The sequence below is a fragment of the Blautia sp. St.27G3 genome (genome assembly GCF_059728505.1).
In genome coordinates this window covers 212,856-228,904 of the sequence record NZ_BAAGFO010000003.1, presented here as the reverse complement: position 1 = coordinate 228,904, position 16,049 = coordinate 212,856, and the positions used below count along the sequence as shown (strand labels likewise).

The following is a 16,049-nucleotide window of genomic DNA, read 5'->3' as shown; positions in this document are numbered from 1 at the left end:
TGTGAAAGGAGTACCATCAATGCCAGAAACAACAAACAATGAAGTGCATCAGCCAATGACGTTTGATGCCATTAAAATAGGGCTTGCTTCTCCAGAGAAGATCAGAGAATGGTCTCATGGAGAAGTAACAAAGCCGGAGACAATCAACTACAGAACTTTAAAGCCGGAGCGCGACGGACTTTACTGTGAGCGTATTTTCGGACCGAGCAAGGACTGGGAATGTCATTGTGGAAAGTACAAGAAGATTCGCTATAAAGGCGTTGTCTGCGACCGATGCGGCGTGGAGGTTACAAAGTCGAGCGTGCGAAGAGAGCGTATGGGTCATATTGAACTGGCAGCTCCCGTTTCCCATATCTGGTATTTCAAAGGCATTCCCTCCAGAATGGGACTGATCCTGGATCTTTCTCCGCGTACACTGGAAAAGGTATTATATTTTGCAAATTATATCGTTCTTGATCCGGGCACGAGTGATTTACAGTACAAACAGGTACTGACAGAGCGTGAGCACCAGGAGGCAAGAGAGAAATGGGGAAGCAGCTTCCGCGCCGGCATGGGGGCCGAGTCCATCAAGGAACTGCTGGAAGCCATTGATATGGAAAAGGAATCCGAAGAACTGAAGAAAGGTCTTCGTGAGTCTACCGGCCAGAAGCGTGCCAGAATTATCAAGAGACTGGAAGTTGTTGAAGCGTTCCGTGAGTCAGGAAACCGTCCGGAATGGATGGTAATGACTGTAATTCCAGTGATTCCGCCGGATCTGCGTCCGATGGTTCAGCTCGACGGCGGTCGTTTTGCAACCTCTGACCTGAATGATCTGTATCGCAGGATTATCAACCGTAACAATCGTCTGAAAAGACTGCTGGATCTCGGTGCGCCGGATATTATCGTAAGAAATGAAAAGCGTATGCTTCAGGAAGCGGTGGATGCACTGATTGACAACGGTCGTCGTGGACGTCCGGTCGTTGGTCCGGGCAACCGTGCGCTGAAGTCATTGTCTGATATGCTGAAAGGTAAATCAGGACGTTTCCGTCAGAATCTTCTTGGAAAGCGAGTAGATTATTCCGGACGTTCCGTTATCGTGGTTGGGCCGGAGCTGAAGATTTATCAGTGTGGTCTGCCGAAAGAAATGGCTATCGAGCTGTTTAAGCCATTTGTTATGAAGGAGCTGGTTGCAAACGGCACTTCACACAATATCAAAAATGCCAAGAAAATGGTAGAACGCCTTCAGCCAGAGGTTTGGGACGTGCTGGAGGATGTGATCAAAGAGCATCCGGTTATGCTGAACCGTGCGCCTACGCTGCATCGTCTTGGAATCCAGGCATTTGAGCCGATTCTGGTCGAAGGTAAGGCGATTAAGCTGCATCCGCTTGTTTGTACTGCGTTCAACGCGGACTTTGACGGTGATCAGATGGCCGTCCATCTTCCACTTTCAGTGGAAGCACAGGCAGAATGCCGTTTCCTTTTGCTCTCTCCGAACAATCTCTTGAAGCCGTCCGACGGAGGTCCGGTAGCCGTTCCTTCTCAGGATATGGTGCTTGGTATCTATTATCTGACACAGGAGAGGCCGGGAGCACCGGGAGAGGGCAAGTATTTCAAGGATGTAAATGAAGCAATTCTGGCATACGAAAATAAAGTTCTGACTTTGCAGTCCAGGATTAAGGTCCGTATGCGGAAAACACTGGAGGACGGACGTTATATAGAAGATGTTGTAGAATCGACACTGGGTCGTTTCCTGTTTAATGAGATTCTTCCGCAGGATCTCGGATTTGTAGATCGTTCTGTTCCGGGCAATGAACTGAAGCTTGAGGTGGATTTCCTGGTTGGAAAGAAGGGACTGAAACAGATTCTGGAAAAGGTTATCAATACACATGGCGCAACAAAGACTGCCGAGGTATTGGATAACATTAAATCCACAGGATACAAATATTCCACGAGAGCTGCCATGACGGTATCCATTTCCGATATGACGGTGCCGCCTGAGAAGCCGGAGCTGATTCAGAAAGCGCAGGACACTGTTGATAAGATTACAAGAAACTATAAGCGCGGTCTGATCACAGAGGAAGAGCGCTATAAAGAAGTTGTTGAGACCTGGAAGGAAACGGACGAGATTCTGACAAAAGCCCTGCTTGACGGACTTGACAAATATAACAATATTTTCATGATGGCTGACTCCGGAGCGCGTGGTTCTGATAAGCAGATCAAGCAGCTTGCAGGTATGCGTGGCTTGATGGCTGATACGACAGGACATACGATCGAACTCCCAATCAAGTCAAACTTCCGTGAGGGACTTGACGTACTGGAGTATTTCATGTCTGCACACGGAGCGCGTAAAGGACTTTCCGATACAGCTCTTCGTACAGCTGACTCTGGTTATCTGACGAGACGTCTTGTTGACGTATCACAGGAACTGATTATCCGTGAAGTGGACTGCTGTGCAGAGCGCGGTGAGATTCCGGGTATGTATGTGAAGGCATTCACAGACGGAAGAGAAGAAATTGAGAGCTTGCAGGAGCGTATTACAGGACGTTTCTCCGGTGAGACAATTTGCGATAAAGACGGCGAAGTGATTGTAAAGGCAAACCATATGATTACACCAAAGCGTGCCGCACGTATCATGAAGGATGGCGTGGACGCAGAGGGTAAGCCGTATGAGAAGATCAAGATTCGTACGGTTCTGACCTGCCGTTCGCACAGCGGTATCTGTGCAAAATGCTACGGCGCGAACCTGGCAACGGGCGAGTCCGTACAGGTAGGTGAGTCTGTCGGTATTATTGCTGCACAGTCTATTGGTGAGCCGGGTACACAGCTTACGATGCGTACGTTCCATACGGGAGGCGTTGCCGGAGGCGATATCACACAGGGTCTTCCCCGTGTCGAGGAGCTTTTTGAGGCAAGAAAGCCGAAGGGACTTGCGATTATTACAGAGATTGCAGGCGTTGCTTCGATTCGTGATACAAAGAAAAAACGCGAGATCATTGTGACAAACAACGAGACGGGTGAGGCAAAGACATACCTGATTCCGTATGGTTCCAGAATTAAGGCAGTAGATGGTGTCTATCTGGAGGCCGGAGATGAGCTGACAGAAGGTAGTGTGAATCCGCATGATATTCTGAGAATCAAAGGCGTTGAGGCTGTGCAGGATTACATGCTCCGTGAGGTACAGCGTGTATACCGTCTGCAGGGTGTTGAGATTAACGATAAGCACATTGAGGTGATCGTTCGCCAGACCTTGAAGAAGATTCGGATTGAGAACAACGGAGATACAGAATTCCTGCCAGGCTCTCTTGTGGATATTCTGGATTACGATGATGTAAATGAGCAGATGCTTGAGGAGGGTAAGGAGCCAGCGGATGGCAAGCGGGTTATGCTCGGTATCACAAAGGCAGCTCTTGCAACCAATTCCTTCCTTTCAGCGGCATCCTTCCAGGAGACAACGAAGGTTCTCACAGAAGCTGCAATCAAGGGTAAGATAGACCCGTTGATTGGTCTGAAGGAAAATGTTATCATCGGTAAGCTGATTCCGGCTGGTACTGGCATGAAGCGGTATCAGAGTGTGAAGCTTGATATTACAGGCACGGATGATTATAAATATGATCTGGCTATGGAAGATGAAGTGGCTCTGAATGAAATGGATGACGAAGATGAGCTGGATTTCGAAGAGCTGGATGACATGTTTGAAGAAATGGAAATTTCTGAAGAGCTTGACGTAGTGGCGGAAGAACCAGTGTTGGCCGGAACTACGGAGGAAGAATAAAAAGACAACAAAAAACAGGATACATCGTTTAAACCGATGTATCCTGTTTTTTTGTGTTTTTCTGTTCTGCTTTTTGTTCCTTCAGATTTTTTACAAGGTTTTTTAAGGACATGTCTTCGGAAAGGCGGTCCGAGGTCTCGGTTTTTGGAGAAGGAGCCGGACCCGGATAGGGAGGATACGGCATTTTCATATAAGGAGGCTGTGAATATCCCGGATTTTGTTTTGCGGGATGACCAGGTGGCATATTGCTGCGCGGCGGGTAATAGGATGCGCCGGGGTCGTGTGGATAGGCCATATTTGGTTGCGGCCCGGTCGGAGGATAGGGCGTGTTTCCAGGAGCGTTATTTTGCATGTAAGGCATTCCGGGATAGGGTTGGCCTGGATTTCCGGTATACGGGTATGGATAGGGCGCTTGTTCCTTTGATACGTCCGGCCGTTTCTTTTTGGAGAACGGACGGAAGATCGTTTTTCTACCGGTCCAGCCGATAATGCGCACTACGATGATTCCGAAAAAAATACCGATGGAATCAATGAATACATCACGTTTTGAGGGACTTCGGCCCGCGACGAAAGATTGATGGTATTCATCGGCACAGGCGAAAGCGACACAGAAGAAACCGGCCACAATCATCAGAAGGATTCCGCGGAGCCCGTAAACGTAGAGCGGGAATGCAACTGCCACAGCCAGAGCAAAATATTCTGTCATGTGAGCGATTTTCCGTACAGCACCGTGAAAACGTGTTGCAAGATTATCAATTTCCCAGGGATCGAAATGAGCTCCAAGCAGTTCGCCGCTGGTTTCGATGATTTTATAACTGACTTTGTAGCTGAGCTGGGAAGAAGTGAGGCCATCCTGCGCGGAAAATGTAAAGATCATATACATCAGTAAAATCGCAGGCAGGAAGGACAAAGGTTTTAAAAGTCTTAGCATATTCGTACCTCTTTTAATCTGTATTCTTTCCTATTATAATAGGAAAAGTGTCATGAGTTCCTGAATTTCCGATATTGTATCATCGGAGAAAACTTTTTGTCCAGTGGTTTAAGAAAATTCTAAGATAAATATAATCGAACAGATTCATAGAAAGCAAGTCCTGAAAATGAGAAAAAATGGCTTGACAAGGGGAAACTGCAAACGTATAATGTAAAAGTGCGTGACTACGTATTGTATTTTTTGCGCATTATTTCAGGCAACCACAGGAGTGAAGACTCAATCAAATCAGGAGGTGAAAGATTCATGCCAACATTTAATCAGTTAGTTAGAAAAGGCAGACAGACATCAGTAAAGAAATCTACTGCACCGGCTCTCCAGAAAGGATTTAATTCCCTTCAGAAGAAGGCTACGAATGCATCTTCTCCGCAGAAGAGAGGCGTTTGTACCGCAGTTAAGACAGCCACACCGAAGAAGCCGAACTCAGCTCTTCGTAAAATTGCCAGAGTACGTTTGTCAAACGGTATCGAGGTAACAAGCTACATTCCGGGTGAAGGACACAACCTTCAGGAGCATAGCGTTGTTCTCATCCGTGGCGGCAGGGTAAAGGACCTTCCGGGTACCAGATACCATATCGTCAGAGGTACACTTGATACAGCAGGTGTTGCCAAGAGAAGACAGGCCCGTTCCAAATACGGTGCCAAGAGACCGAAAGACGCAAAGAAATAATTACAGGGCGTTTCGGTTTTTCGTATCACAAACTGGATTTTGTTTCACCTTATGTATGTGGAGTTCTTGTTGCCGGGTGGTTGCAGGTTAATATAGAAGTCCCAGCATGAACACGAAACACAATCGTGAGTACCTGTGATTTAATGCAATATTGATTAAGGAGGGAAGTAACGTGCCACGTAAAGGACATACTCAGAAAAGAGACGTTTTAGCAGATCCGTTATACAACAACAAAGTGGTTACAAAGCTTATCAACAACATTATGCTTGATGGTAAGAAGGGCGTAGCACAGAAAATCGTATACGGTGCATTCGGAAGAATGGAAGAGAAGACCGGAAAACCGGCTCTCGAAGTATTTGAAGAAGCAATGAACAACATCATGCCGGTACTGGAAGTAAAAGCAAGACGTATCGGTGGTGCGACATATCAGGTTCCGATCGAAGTAAGAGCGGACCGTCGTCAGGCTCTGGCACTGCGCTGGATCACCATGTTCTCACGCAAGAGAGGCGAGAAGACCATGGAGGAAAGACTGGCGAACGAGCTTATGGATGCTGCAAACAACACGGGCGCATCTGTTAAGAGAAAAGAAGATATGCACAAGATGGCAGAGGCAAACAAGGCATTTGCGCATTATCGCTTCTAATTAGGAGGAAAAAATTTTGGCTGGAAGAGAATATCCATTAGAGAGAACCAGAAATATCGGTATTATGGCTCACATCGATGCTGGTAAAACTACCACCACCGAGCGAATCCTTTACTATACCGGTGTTAACTATAAGATTGGTGATACTCACGAAGGAACTGCTACAATGGACTGGATGGAGCAGGAACAGGAGAGAGGTATCACAATTACTTCAGCCGCTACCACATGTCACTGGACATTGCAGGAGAATTGCAAGCCGAAGCCAGGTGCCCTGGAGCATCGTATCAATATTATTGATACCCCAGGCCACGTTGACTTTACGGTTGAGGTTGAGCGTTCTCTGCGTGTACTGGACGGAGCAGTTGGTGTTTTCTGTGCAAAGGGCGGTGTTGAGCCTCAGTCAGAAAACGTTTGGCGTCAGGCTGATACGTACAATGTACCGCGTATGGCATTCATCAATAAAATGGACATCCTTGGTGCAAATTTCTACGGTGCAGTAGAGCAGATCAAGACTAGACTTGGCAAAAATGCAATCTGCATCCAGCTTCCGATTGGTAAGGAAGATGAATTCAAGGGCATCATTGATCTGTTTGAGATGAAAGCTTACATTTACAACGACGACAAGGGCGACGATATTTCTATCGTTGACATCCCGGAAGATATGCAGGATGATGCAGAGCTGTATCGGACAGAGCTGGTAGAGAAGATCTGTGAGCTGGATGACGATCTGATGATGGCATATCTGGAGGGCGAAGAGCCGTCTGTAGAAGATCTGAAGAGAGTTTTGAGAAAAGCAACTTGCGAATGTACAGCAGTTCCGGTTTGTTGTGGAACAGCATACAGAAACAAAGGTGTTCAGAAGCTTCTGGACGCAGTTGTTGAGTTTATGCCGTCACCGCTTGATATTCCGGCTATTAAGGGTACAGACATGGATGGCAATGAAGTGGAGAGACATTCTTCTGATGAAGAGCCGTTCTCTGCACTGGCGTTCAAGATCATGGCTGACCCGTTTGTTGGAAAGCTTGCATTTTTCCGTGTATATTCCGGTACGATGAATTCCGGTTCTTACGTACTGAATTCTACAAAGGGCAAGAAGGAGCGTGTAGGACGTATCCTTCAGATGCATGCAAACAAGAGAGCAGAGCTGGATAAGGTATATTCCGGTGATATCGCTGCTGCGGTAGGTTTCAAGATTACAGGAACCGGTGATACGATCTGTGATGAGCAGCATCCGGTAATCCTTGAGTCCATGGAGTTCCCGGAGCCGGTTATCGAGCTTGCAATCGAGCCGAAGACAAAGGCTGGACAGGGTAAGATGGGCGAAGCTCTTGCAAAGCTTGCAGAAGAAGACCCGACCTTCCGTGCACACACGGATCAGGAAACAGGCCAGACAATTATTGCTGGTATGGGAGAGCTGCATCTTGAGATCATTGTTGACCGTCTGCTCCGTGAGTTTAAGGTAGAGGCAAACGTAGGCGCTCCGCAGGTTGCTTACAAAGAGAGCTTCACAAAAGAAGTTACAGTTGACAGCAAATATGCGAAGCAGTCCGGTGGACGTGGACAGTACGGACACTGTAAAGTTATCTTCACGCCGATGGATCCGAACGGCGAAGAAACGTTTAAGTTCGAGTCAACCGTTGTCGGTGGTGCTATTCCGAAGGAATACATTCCGGCAGTTGGAGAAGGTATTGAAGAGGCTGCAAAGGCTGGTATCCTTGGCGGATTCCCGGTACTTGGTGTTCATGCAAACGTATACGATGGTTCTTACCATGAGGTCGATTCAAGTGAAATGGCATTCCATATCGCTGGTTCCCTTGCATTTAAGGATGCTATGAAGAAGGGTGAGCCGGTACTGCTTGAGCCGATCATGAAGGTAGAGGTAACAATGCCTGAGGAATACATGGGTGATGTTATCGGTGATATCAACTCCCGTCGTGGACGTATTGAAGGTATGGATGATCTGGGCGGCGGCAAGATCGTAAGAGGCTTTGTACCGCTTGCTGAGATGTTTGGTTACTCTACAGACCTTCGTTCCAAGACACAGGGCCGTGGTAACTACTCTATGTTCTTTGAGCGTTATGAGCAGGTACCGAAGTCTGTACAGGAAAAGGTTCTGAGCGCAAAAACGAAATAATAATATATGATATTCCAGCACTTTACCGCCTGGTGCAGACCGAGTTCTGCACTGGGTAAAAGGCTGAAAAATAAAGCATTACAATGAAAAAATAGCTTGAAAACCCGGCTGTTTTGAAATATAATAAAGTCTAGCTGGGTGTAATATCCAAGAAATGATGCGAAAAGCAATTGATTAAGGAGGACATTCAAAATGGCAAAGGCTAAATTTGAAAGAACAAAACCGCATTGTAACATCGGTACCATCGGACACGTTGACCATGGTAAAACTACCCTGACAGCAGCTATCACAAAGGTTCTGTCCGAGAGAGTTGCTGGTAACACAGCTACAGATTTCGAAAATATCGATAAAGCTCCGGAAGAGAGAGAGCGTGGTATCACAATTTCTACTGCTCACGTTGAGTACGAGACAGACAACAGACACTATGCACACGTTGACTGCCCAGGCCATGCTGACTATGTAAAGAACATGATCACTGGTGCTGCTCAGATGGACGGCGCTATCCTTGTAGTTGCTGCTACAGATGGTGTTATGGCTCAGACAAAGGAGCACATCCTTCTGTCCCGTCAGGTAGGCGTTCCGTATATCGTTGTATTCATGAACAAATGTGATATGGTAGACGACGAAGAGCTTCTTGAGCTGGTTGACATGGAGATCCGTGAACTTCTGAACGAGTACGAGTTCCCGGGAGATGACACACCGATCATTCAGGGTTCTGCTCTGAAGGCTCTGGAAGATCCGAGCAGCGAGTGGGGCGACAAGGTTATGGAGCTGATGGCAGCTGTAGACAGCTGGGTTCCGGATCCGCAGCGTGCAACAGATCAGCCGTTCCTTATGCCGGTTGAGGATGTATTCACAATCACAGGTCGTGGTACAGTTGCTACAGGCCGTGTAGAGCGTGGTATGCTTCATATCAATGAGGAAGTTGAAATCGTTGGTGTTAAGGAAGAAATCCAGAAGACTACAGTTACTGGTATTGAGATGTTCCGTAAACTTCTTGATGAGGCTCAGGCTGGTGACAACATCGGTGCTCTGCTTCGTGGTATCAAGAGAGAGAACATTGAAAGAGGTCAGGTTCTCTGCAAACCGGGCTCAATCAAATGCCATACAAAATTCACAGCTCAGGTTTACGTACTGACAAAAGACGAGGGTGGCCGTCATACACCGTTCTTCAACAACTACCGTCCGCAGTTCTACTTCAGAACAACTGACGTAACAGGCGTTATCAACCTTCCGGAAGGAACAGAGATGTGTATGCCTGGCGATAACGTAGAGATGACTATCGAACTGATTCACCCGATCGCTATGGAGCAGGGTCTTACATTCGCTATCCGTGAGGGTGGACGTACTGTAGGTTCAGGCCGTGTTGCTACAATCATCGAGTAATTATAATCTGTTTACAGAATATTAAGCTCAAATATTACCCCGGAAACTTCGGTTTCCGGGGTTTTGGTATTGTATGAAAATGAAAATTACGTTTGTGGTGTTATTATGGATAGAGGGAAATCAAGTGCCGGGAGGAAATACGAATGCAGGAAAGCAGATTATTTAAGATTGTGTACTATCTGCTGGATAAGGGACAGGCAACGGCCCCGGAGTTAGCAAAAAAGTTTGAGGTATCGGTCAGAACAATTTACAGAGATATTGATGCTTTGAGTGGGGCAGGTATTCCAATTTATGCAGAAGCAGGGAGAAATGGCGGGATTCATTTGATGCGTGGTTTTGTTTTGGACAAGGCTGTATTGTCAAAAGAAGAAAAGCAGGAAATTCTTACAGCTTTACAGAGCATAAATACTGCGCAGAATATGAACAGCAGTCAGACATTGCAGAAACTCTCAGCAGTGTTTCATCTTGAGTCGGAGAATTGGCTTGAGGTGGATTTTTCCAGATGGGGGAACAAAGCATTTGATAATAAAAAATTTGAATTATTGAAATGGGCAATTATTCATTGTAAGGGTGTGAAAATTCATTATGCAGGTTCTTATGAGACAGTAAGTGAAAGAGTTGTGGAGCCATATAAACTTGCTTATAAAGCAAAAGCATGGTATTTGAACGCGTATTGTACAGAAAAACAGGATTGGCGGATATTCAAATTAAATCGCATTTTGGATTTGGAAATCTTAAGCGAGAGTTTTTCACGCCGAAATTTTCCGAAAACAACGGAATGCTTAGAGGAAGCATACAATGAAATTTTACTTCGCTTCCCGAAAGAAATGGCATACCGTGTATTCGATGAATTTGATGAAACGCAAGTACAACGGCAGGAAAATGGAGATTTGATTGCTTCTGCGAAAATGCCGGAGGATACGTGGTTGATCGGATTCCTCTTGTCCTTTGGCACTCAGGTGGAAATCCTTTCGCCTGTTTATTTGAAACAAGTTATAGCTGAGCAGGCAAAACTTATATACGAAAAAAATAAACCCTGACATAAGGTGTCAGGGTTATTCTGCTAATATAATCAAGAAAGATTTAAAGTTTAGAACTGTAAAAAAGCAATACGGGCTTTCAATTTTAGGAAGGAAGAGAAATATGGGCAGACCAACTACAAAAAAAGACTTATTAACGGCAGCAGCAGCCAACTATGAAAAACTAAATGTATTAATTTCAGGATTAACAGAAAAAGAATTGGAGACAGCTTTTGATTTTTCAGAGGATGCAAAAAAGAAAGAGGCACATTGGAAACGAGATAAAAATCTGCGGGACATTTTAATCCATCTCTATGAATGGCATCAGCTTTTGCTTGACTGGGTTGCGTCGAACCAAAAGGGAGATCGTAAGCCTTTCATACCTGAGCCTTATAACTGGAAAACTTATGGGGATATGAATGTAGAATTTTGGAAGAGGCATCAAGATACATCCTTACATGATGCAGAGTGTATGCTTCAGAAATCTCACGCTGAGGTTGTAAGGCTGGCAGAACTCTTTTCTAATGAGGAATTGTTTTCGAAAGGGGTTTATAAGTGGGTTGGCGGAAGCACCCTCGGCTCCTATTTTGTCAGTGTTACGGCAAGTCATTACGATTGGGCAATGAAGAAACTAAAAGCACATAGAAAAATTTCTTACCGGACAAGGTGTGTCTAGTGCAGGAAAATACGGCAATTCTCGCTTTGTGTCGTGTTTTTTGCATGAGAGATGTACTATCTTGATTTCGAAAGGGGGGAAGGGTCATTGGATCAGAAAGTAATTGGAGGTTTCCTAAAAGAGCTGCGAAAAGAGAAGGGAATTACGCAGGAACAGTTTGCGGAAATCATTGGTGTGTCAAGCAGAAGCGTTTCCAGGTGGGAGACGGGCTCCAACATGCCGGATTTGGATGTTCTTATTCTTATTGCAGACTATTACGAAGTGGAACTCCGGGAAATTTTAGATGGAGAAAGGAAAAGCGAGAAAATGAATCAAGAATTAGAGGATACGGTATTAAAGGTTGCAGATTATAGCACAAACGAAAAAAGAGTGTATGCTGGAGACGAGTGGAAGGCTCGCAAAGTGGAAAAAGTTGAAAAAAAGGCTATGGGGCCGGATTGTTCCGTAAAAAGGAAAGTCAGGCTTTGCGCGGAAAGGGGCTGCACGATGTGCGGTCTTTTTCTTTTTTTAAAACAGGAAATGAAAAGGTATTGTGATACGCAGATGTTTTCTGATAAGATGGAAAAAGGATATAAGAAAAAAGATCGGATAAATATTGTGACGAACTGGAAACTTCTGCGTCTTATAGGCACAAGGAGGTGAAGAGGGACGGAAATGGATATAGAGGAATTGTATGATCGATATTTTACAGCTGTATACAAATACCTGTTTTCCGTTTCCCAGGATAAACATATTGCGGAGGAGCTGACACAGGAAACATTTTTTAAGGCATTGCAGAAGATTTATGAGTTTCGTGGGCAGTGTGAGATCCGGGTATGGCTGTGCCAGATCGGAAAGAACGCATATTATGATTATTTGAGAAAAAACAGGCGGTGTTGTCCGAGTGTAGAGGAAGAAGAAAGGGCGGACGGACAGAGTGTAGAGCTGAATTTTGAAAAGAAAGAAACAGCGCATCAGATTCATCGGATTCTCCACAACCTGAATGAGCCTTACAAAGAAGTATTTTCTCTCCGAATATTCGGGGAATTGTCTTTTCGGGAAATCAGCAGCCTGTTTGGGAAAAGTGAGAGTTGGGCAAAAATGACTTATTTGCGGGCAAAAAGAAAGATAAGGGAGGCGATGGAATATGAAGATCACGTGTGAGGTGATTCAAGATTTGCTGCCGCTTTTTGTGGATAATATTTTGAGCGGAGACAGCTGCCATCTGGTGGAAGAACATCTGGAAACCTGTGATGCTTGCCAAAAGGTATGGGAAGAGCTGCGGAAGGAACAGCATTATATCGAGGAGCCGGACAGCAAAAATGAAATAGAAAGAGAAGCAAAAGCTGCATTCCGGGGCGTGCGCCGTTCTATTTTGATAAAACGAGTATTGGCGGTGTGTCTGTCTATTGTCTGTGTGCTGGCAACAGTGCGTGCCGGATATTATTTTTATGCGGAAAAACAGACCTATATTCCTTTTGAAGAAAGCGGGCTTGTTATGGAGGGCGACCGGCTGTATGCGTCGAAAACCTATTATGGGAGGCTGACAGCGATCATTTCGCCGGATCAGAAGGTACAGTTCTGGCGTATGATGGAGACTGCAGAGATCAAAAAACGATATCCATCCAGGCAGGAAAATATGCTGATTGTTGATTACGGGGAACAGCTGGAACAAGGGCAGGGCACGCAGGGGTCTGAAAACAGGATGAGTGGAATTGAAAGGGTATACTATCTGCCGAAAGCATATGCAAATTTTCAATTTGATTATGACAATCCGGAGCTTGGGGCACAACAGACTCTGGAGTTGGAAAGTAAATCCGTCCTTCTGTGGGACCGAGCAGGAAATGGCAATCAGAAAACAAATGCAGAGATAGAAGCGGAAAATCATGTTGGCGAAGGTTTTATTCCTCCGAAAGGCTCCCGGAGAGATAAAAACGGAAATATTGTAGATCAGATGGGAAATACGTTCAATGAGAAGGGGGAGTGGCAGATTCCCGAGGGTGGAAGTGTGGATGCAAAGGGGCGAATCCTTGACCGCAACGGAAACATCATGGGCGGAGGCGCCGTTGTAGGAGCATCAGGCTGAGCACAGGAAAAGGAGGGAGAACTGTAAATGCAGACAAGAGAAGAAGCGCTTCAATATGGCCTGTCCTTTCCGGACACTTATGCCGATACTCCGTTTCATGATCCAAACTGGGTACTGGTCCGTTACAAAAAGAACAAAAAGGCATTTCTGTGGACATACGAGCATGAAGGGCGGATGCAGATCAATCTTAAAGTGCGACCTGAGTGGAGAGATTTTTGGAGGAATGCATTTGAGGCTGTCATGCCGGGATATCATCAGAACAAGGAACATTGGAATACCGTGATTCTGGATGGCAGTATTCCGGATGAAACAATTCAAATCATGATTGGGGATAGTTATGATTTGATTGTCGGGAAAAAATAGAACCGTGGCTGTCAGCAGAAAATTGATGTGGGAAAGGAAAATACAAGGATTCCACTTGTAAAAAGGTGCATTTTTGTGGTAGGATAAAAAAATAGGACAGGCGTACACCACAGGCAGACACAGGAAAGAACGAGTGTTGACTGGTTGGGATAAAAGCTCGGAGGCAAGTGCCATAGTAGCGCTTGCTGTTTGGCATAAAGACACGCAGGTGAACGCAGCACGAAGGAAGGAGAAAGAAAGATGAAGCAGGATATGATTGTAATTCTGGATCTTGGAAGTACAGAGAATACTGTGCTGGCTCGACAGATTCGGGCGCTCGGGGTTTACAGTGAGATTCACCCTCATGATATTACAGTGCAGGAGCTTCAGGCTCTTGACAATGTAAAGGGTGTGATTTTGAACGGTGGAGAGAACCGCGTTGTGGATGGAGTACAGGTCGAAGTACGTCCGGAGCTTTATGACTGTGGTTATCCGGTAATTTCCATAGATTATCCGCAGTCCCAGTGTAAAACGCAGTATCAGGTACTTCCCGAAGAGGCAGAATTAAAGGCGTTTGTTTTTGATACATGCAAAGCAGAGCCAAACTGGAATATGAAAAATTTTATCGAGGATCAGGTGGAACTGGTACGCCGTCAGGTAGGCGACCGTAAGGTTCTTCTGGCTTTGTCTGGTGGTGTGGATTCTTCCGTTGTAGCGGCCCTTTTGATTAAGGCCATCGGTCAGCAGCTGACATGCGTGCACGTAAACCATGGTCTGATGCGTAAGAATGAATCAGAGAGCGTAGTGGAGGTATTCCGGAATCAGCTTCATGCGAATCTGATCTATGTGGATGCGACAGAGCGTTTCCTCGGGAAGCTTGAACATGTAGCAGACCCGGAACAGAAGCGTAAGATTATCGGCAGCGAATTTATCCGTGTATTTGAGGAAGAGGCGAGAAAGCTGGAAGGAATTGATTTCCTCGGACAGGGAACGATTTATCCGGATATCATTGAAAGCGGTACGAAAACAGCGAAAATGGTGAAATCACATCATAACGTAGGCGGCCTTCCGGAAGACCTGAAGTTTGAGTTGGTTGAGCCTTTGAAGCAGCTTTTTAAAGATGAAGTACGTGCCTGCGGAATTGAATTGGGCCTTCCTGCCTCTATGGTATACCGTCAGCCATTCCCGGGACCGGGACTTGGCGTGCGCTGCCTCGGAGCCATTACGCGGGACCGTCTTACGGCAGTACGCGAATCGGATGCAATCCTGCGCGAAGAATTCGAAAAAGCAGGCCTGGACAAAAAGGTATGGCAGTACTTCACAGTCGTACCGGATTTCAAGTCAGTCGGTATGAAAAATCATGCAAGATGCTTCGAGTACATGGTTATAATTCGCGCTATTAATACCATTGATGCGATGAGCGCTACGATTGAGCGAGTTGACTGGGATGTGCTGCAGAAAATTACGGACAGGATTTTGGCTGAGGTGGAGAATGTAAACAGAGTATGTTATGATATGAGTCCGAAGCCGCCGGCTACCATAGAGTTCGAATAAGCAAAAATGCTTAGTAAACCCAGTGTTTATGCGGGTTTGCGGCATTTCAAAAGGTCTTTTGATAACAAATTGATAACAGTCGTTTGAGTGCGATTATTCTTACTGTCAAGTGGTTTATAAGTGGCAGAATGATTTTTAAGCGGTTTAGATGACTGAAATAAATCCATATTATAACGCCCTTAGCTGTGGGTAGGAACTCATGGCTAAGGGCGTTTTTTGTCGTGCTTGTCAATCAGTTTTTAGTTTGTCTTTAAATGATTCGACTAAGACATCGCTCAATTCCTTAGAGGGGACTTTCGCCCAATGCTGCGTGGTGTCAAACTTTGGATAATTATACCGCCACTGGTCGTAATTTTCCCTGCTGATTTCCTCGGCAGAGAGCTTGTCCGCCTGCTCTTTCCAAGCGCAGAGCATTTTCAGCAGCTCGTCGGCGTTCTTGCTTTTGTCTTTGCTGACTTTTAAGCAGATTTCACCGTCTGATTCACTGACGGTAAGACCGTAAATGTCCTCAAGGGTAAATAAGGTGTGCATAAGCCCGATGTAACTGTCAATGTCGGGTATGTCCAGAGCCTGCGGCGCAACGTCAAGAGCCTGCGCCAGTGCAGCCGTCAAGTCTGCCTTTGGCTTGCGTGAGCCAGTTTCATACTGTGCCAGACGCACGTCTGCGCTCCGTTCGGGAAAACCGACAAGCATACCAAGGTATTTCTGTGTCATGCCCCGCATGATGCGGAAAAAATGTATTCTTTCGCCAATCGCCATAATGTTTCACTCCTTGTTCGTATGTTTATAAGGAGTATAGCATATATGCTTAGAAAAAGTCAA

Annotated in this window: 14 protein-coding genes; 12 read left to right on the top strand and 2 right to left on the bottom strand. The window is 45.7% G+C overall.

The features are described 5' to 3' along the window. The first annotated feature begins 19 nt into the window (after positions 1 to 19). Positions 20 to 3,751 (top strand): DNA-directed RNA polymerase subunit beta', encoded by a 3,732-nt coding sequence (rpoC, locus tag AC6I2O_RS15040; RefSeq protein WP_120390816.1) that lies wholly within the window; start codon positions 20 to 22, stop codon positions 3,749 to 3,751. A 28-nt stretch (positions 3,752 to 3,779) separates the two neighbouring features. Here the strand turns inward: rpoC and AC6I2O_RS15035 are convergent, their stop codons facing one another. Further along, the gene (locus AC6I2O_RS15035) at positions 3,780 to 4,682 is read right to left on the bottom strand and encodes a VanZ family protein (RefSeq protein ID WP_120390815.1); all 903 of its coding nucleotides are present in this window, start codon (positions 4,680 to 4,682) and stop codon (positions 3,780 to 3,782) included. Between the two features lie 303 nt (positions 4,683 to 4,985). Here AC6I2O_RS15035 and rpsL point away from each other — a divergent pair, with 303 nt between their 5' ends. From rpsL to guaA, 11 genes are all read left to right on the top strand, one after another. Beyond that, positions 4,986 to 5,408: a 30S ribosomal protein S12 gene (rpsL, locus tag AC6I2O_RS15030; RefSeq protein WP_120390814.1), complete on the top strand. Its 423-nt coding sequence runs from the start codon at positions 4,986 to 4,988 to the stop codon at positions 5,406 to 5,408. A 172-nt stretch (positions 5,409 to 5,580) separates the two neighbouring features. Beyond that, entirely contained in the window at positions 5,581 to 6,051 is a 471-nt protein-coding gene (rpsG, locus tag AC6I2O_RS15025) for a 30S ribosomal protein S7 (RefSeq protein ID WP_497743107.1), read from the top strand. 16 nt (positions 6,052 to 6,067) lie between these two features. Next, positions 6,068 to 8,185 (top strand): elongation factor G, encoded by a 2,118-nt coding sequence (gene fusA / locus AC6I2O_RS15020; RefSeq protein ID WP_120390812.1) that lies wholly within the window; start codon positions 6,068 to 6,070, stop codon positions 8,183 to 8,185. Between the two features lie 192 nt (positions 8,186 to 8,377). Further along, positions 8,378 to 9,571 (top strand): elongation factor Tu, encoded by a 1,194-nt coding sequence (tuf, locus tag AC6I2O_RS15015; RefSeq protein ID WP_497743105.1) that lies wholly within the window; start codon positions 8,378 to 8,380, stop codon positions 9,569 to 9,571. A 143-nt stretch (positions 9,572 to 9,714) separates the two neighbouring features. Beyond that, positions 9,715 to 10,611, top strand: coding sequence for a helix-turn-helix transcriptional regulator (locus tag AC6I2O_RS15010; RefSeq protein ID WP_120390810.1), 897 nt, complete (start codon positions 9,715 to 9,717; stop codon positions 10,609 to 10,611). A gap of 103 nt (positions 10,612 to 10,714) precedes the next feature. Further along, positions 10,715 to 11,266, top strand: a complete 552-nt coding sequence (locus AC6I2O_RS15005) for a ClbS/DfsB family four-helix bundle protein (RefSeq protein ID WP_497743104.1) — start codon at positions 10,715 to 10,717, stop codon at positions 11,264 to 11,266. A gap of 87 nt (positions 11,267 to 11,353) precedes the next feature. Further along, the gene (locus tag AC6I2O_RS15000) at positions 11,354 to 11,908 is read left to right on the top strand and encodes a helix-turn-helix domain-containing protein (RefSeq protein WP_497743103.1); all 555 of its coding nucleotides are present in this window, start codon (positions 11,354 to 11,356) and stop codon (positions 11,906 to 11,908) included. A 12-nt stretch (positions 11,909 to 11,920) separates the two neighbouring features. After that, positions 11,921 to 12,409, top strand: coding sequence for an RNA polymerase sigma factor (locus AC6I2O_RS14995; RefSeq protein WP_497743102.1), 489 nt, complete (start codon positions 11,921 to 11,923; stop codon positions 12,407 to 12,409). After that, positions 12,393 to 13,331 (top strand): zf-HC2 domain-containing protein, encoded by a 939-nt coding sequence (locus AC6I2O_RS14990; RefSeq protein ID WP_497743100.1) that lies wholly within the window; start codon positions 12,393 to 12,395, stop codon positions 13,329 to 13,331. The genes AC6I2O_RS14995 and AC6I2O_RS14990 overlap by 17 nt, the downstream gene beginning before the upstream one ends. Before the next feature lie 27 nt (positions 13,332 to 13,358). After that, positions 13,359 to 13,694: an MmcQ/YjbR family DNA-binding protein gene (locus AC6I2O_RS14985; RefSeq protein ID WP_120390805.1), complete on the top strand. Its 336-nt coding sequence runs from the start codon at positions 13,359 to 13,361 to the stop codon at positions 13,692 to 13,694. 240 nt (positions 13,695 to 13,934) lie between these two features. After that, positions 13,935 to 15,227, top strand: a complete 1,293-nt coding sequence (guaA, locus tag AC6I2O_RS14980) for a glutamine-hydrolyzing GMP synthase (protein ID WP_120390804.1) — start codon at positions 13,935 to 13,937, stop codon at positions 15,225 to 15,227. A 228-nt stretch (positions 15,228 to 15,455) separates the two neighbouring features. On the opposite strand, the gene AC6I2O_RS14975 is transcribed toward guaA, so the two are convergent. Continuing rightward, a complete protein-coding gene (locus AC6I2O_RS14975; protein ID WP_120390803.1) occupies positions 15,456 to 15,986 on the bottom strand; it encodes a helix-turn-helix domain-containing protein in 531 nt (176 codons plus the stop codon). Positions 15,987 to 16,049: the final 63 nt, after the last annotated feature.

Bases quoted from the DNA above. Each gene is read 5' to 3' on its own strand.
- rpsL (WP_120390814.1), top strand. From the start codon at position 4,986: ATGCCAACATTTAATCAGTTAGTTAGAAAAGGCAGACAGACATCAGTA.
- guaA (WP_120390804.1), top strand. From the start codon at position 13,935: ATGAAGCAGGATATGATTGTAATTCTGGATCTTGGAAGTACAGAGAAT.
- AC6I2O_RS15005 (WP_497743104.1), top strand. From the start codon at position 10,715: ATGGGCAGACCAACTACAAAAAAAGACTTATTAACGGCAGCAGCAGCC.
- AC6I2O_RS15035 (WP_120390815.1), bottom strand. From the start codon at position 4,682: ATGCTAAGACTTTTAAAACCTTTGTCCTTCCTGCCTGCGATTTTACTG.
- AC6I2O_RS14995 (WP_497743102.1), top strand. From the start codon at position 11,921: ATGGATATAGAGGAATTGTATGATCGATATTTTACAGCTGTATACAAA.
- AC6I2O_RS15010 (WP_120390810.1), top strand. From the start codon at position 9,715: ATGCAGGAAAGCAGATTATTTAAGATTGTGTACTATCTGCTGGATAAG.
- AC6I2O_RS14975 (WP_120390803.1), bottom strand. From the start codon at position 15,986: ATGGCGATTGGCGAAAGAATACATTTTTTCCGCATCATGCGGGGCATG.
- tuf (WP_497743105.1), top strand. From the start codon at position 8,378: ATGGCAAAGGCTAAATTTGAAAGAACAAAACCGCATTGTAACATCGGT.
- AC6I2O_RS14985 (WP_120390805.1), top strand. From the start codon at position 13,359: ATGCAGACAAGAGAAGAAGCGCTTCAATATGGCCTGTCCTTTCCGGAC.
- AC6I2O_RS14990 (WP_497743100.1), top strand. From the start codon at position 12,393: ATGAAGATCACGTGTGAGGTGATTCAAGATTTGCTGCCGCTTTTTGTG.
- rpoC (WP_120390816.1), top strand. From the start codon at position 20: ATGCCAGAAACAACAAACAATGAAGTGCATCAGCCAATGACGTTTGAT.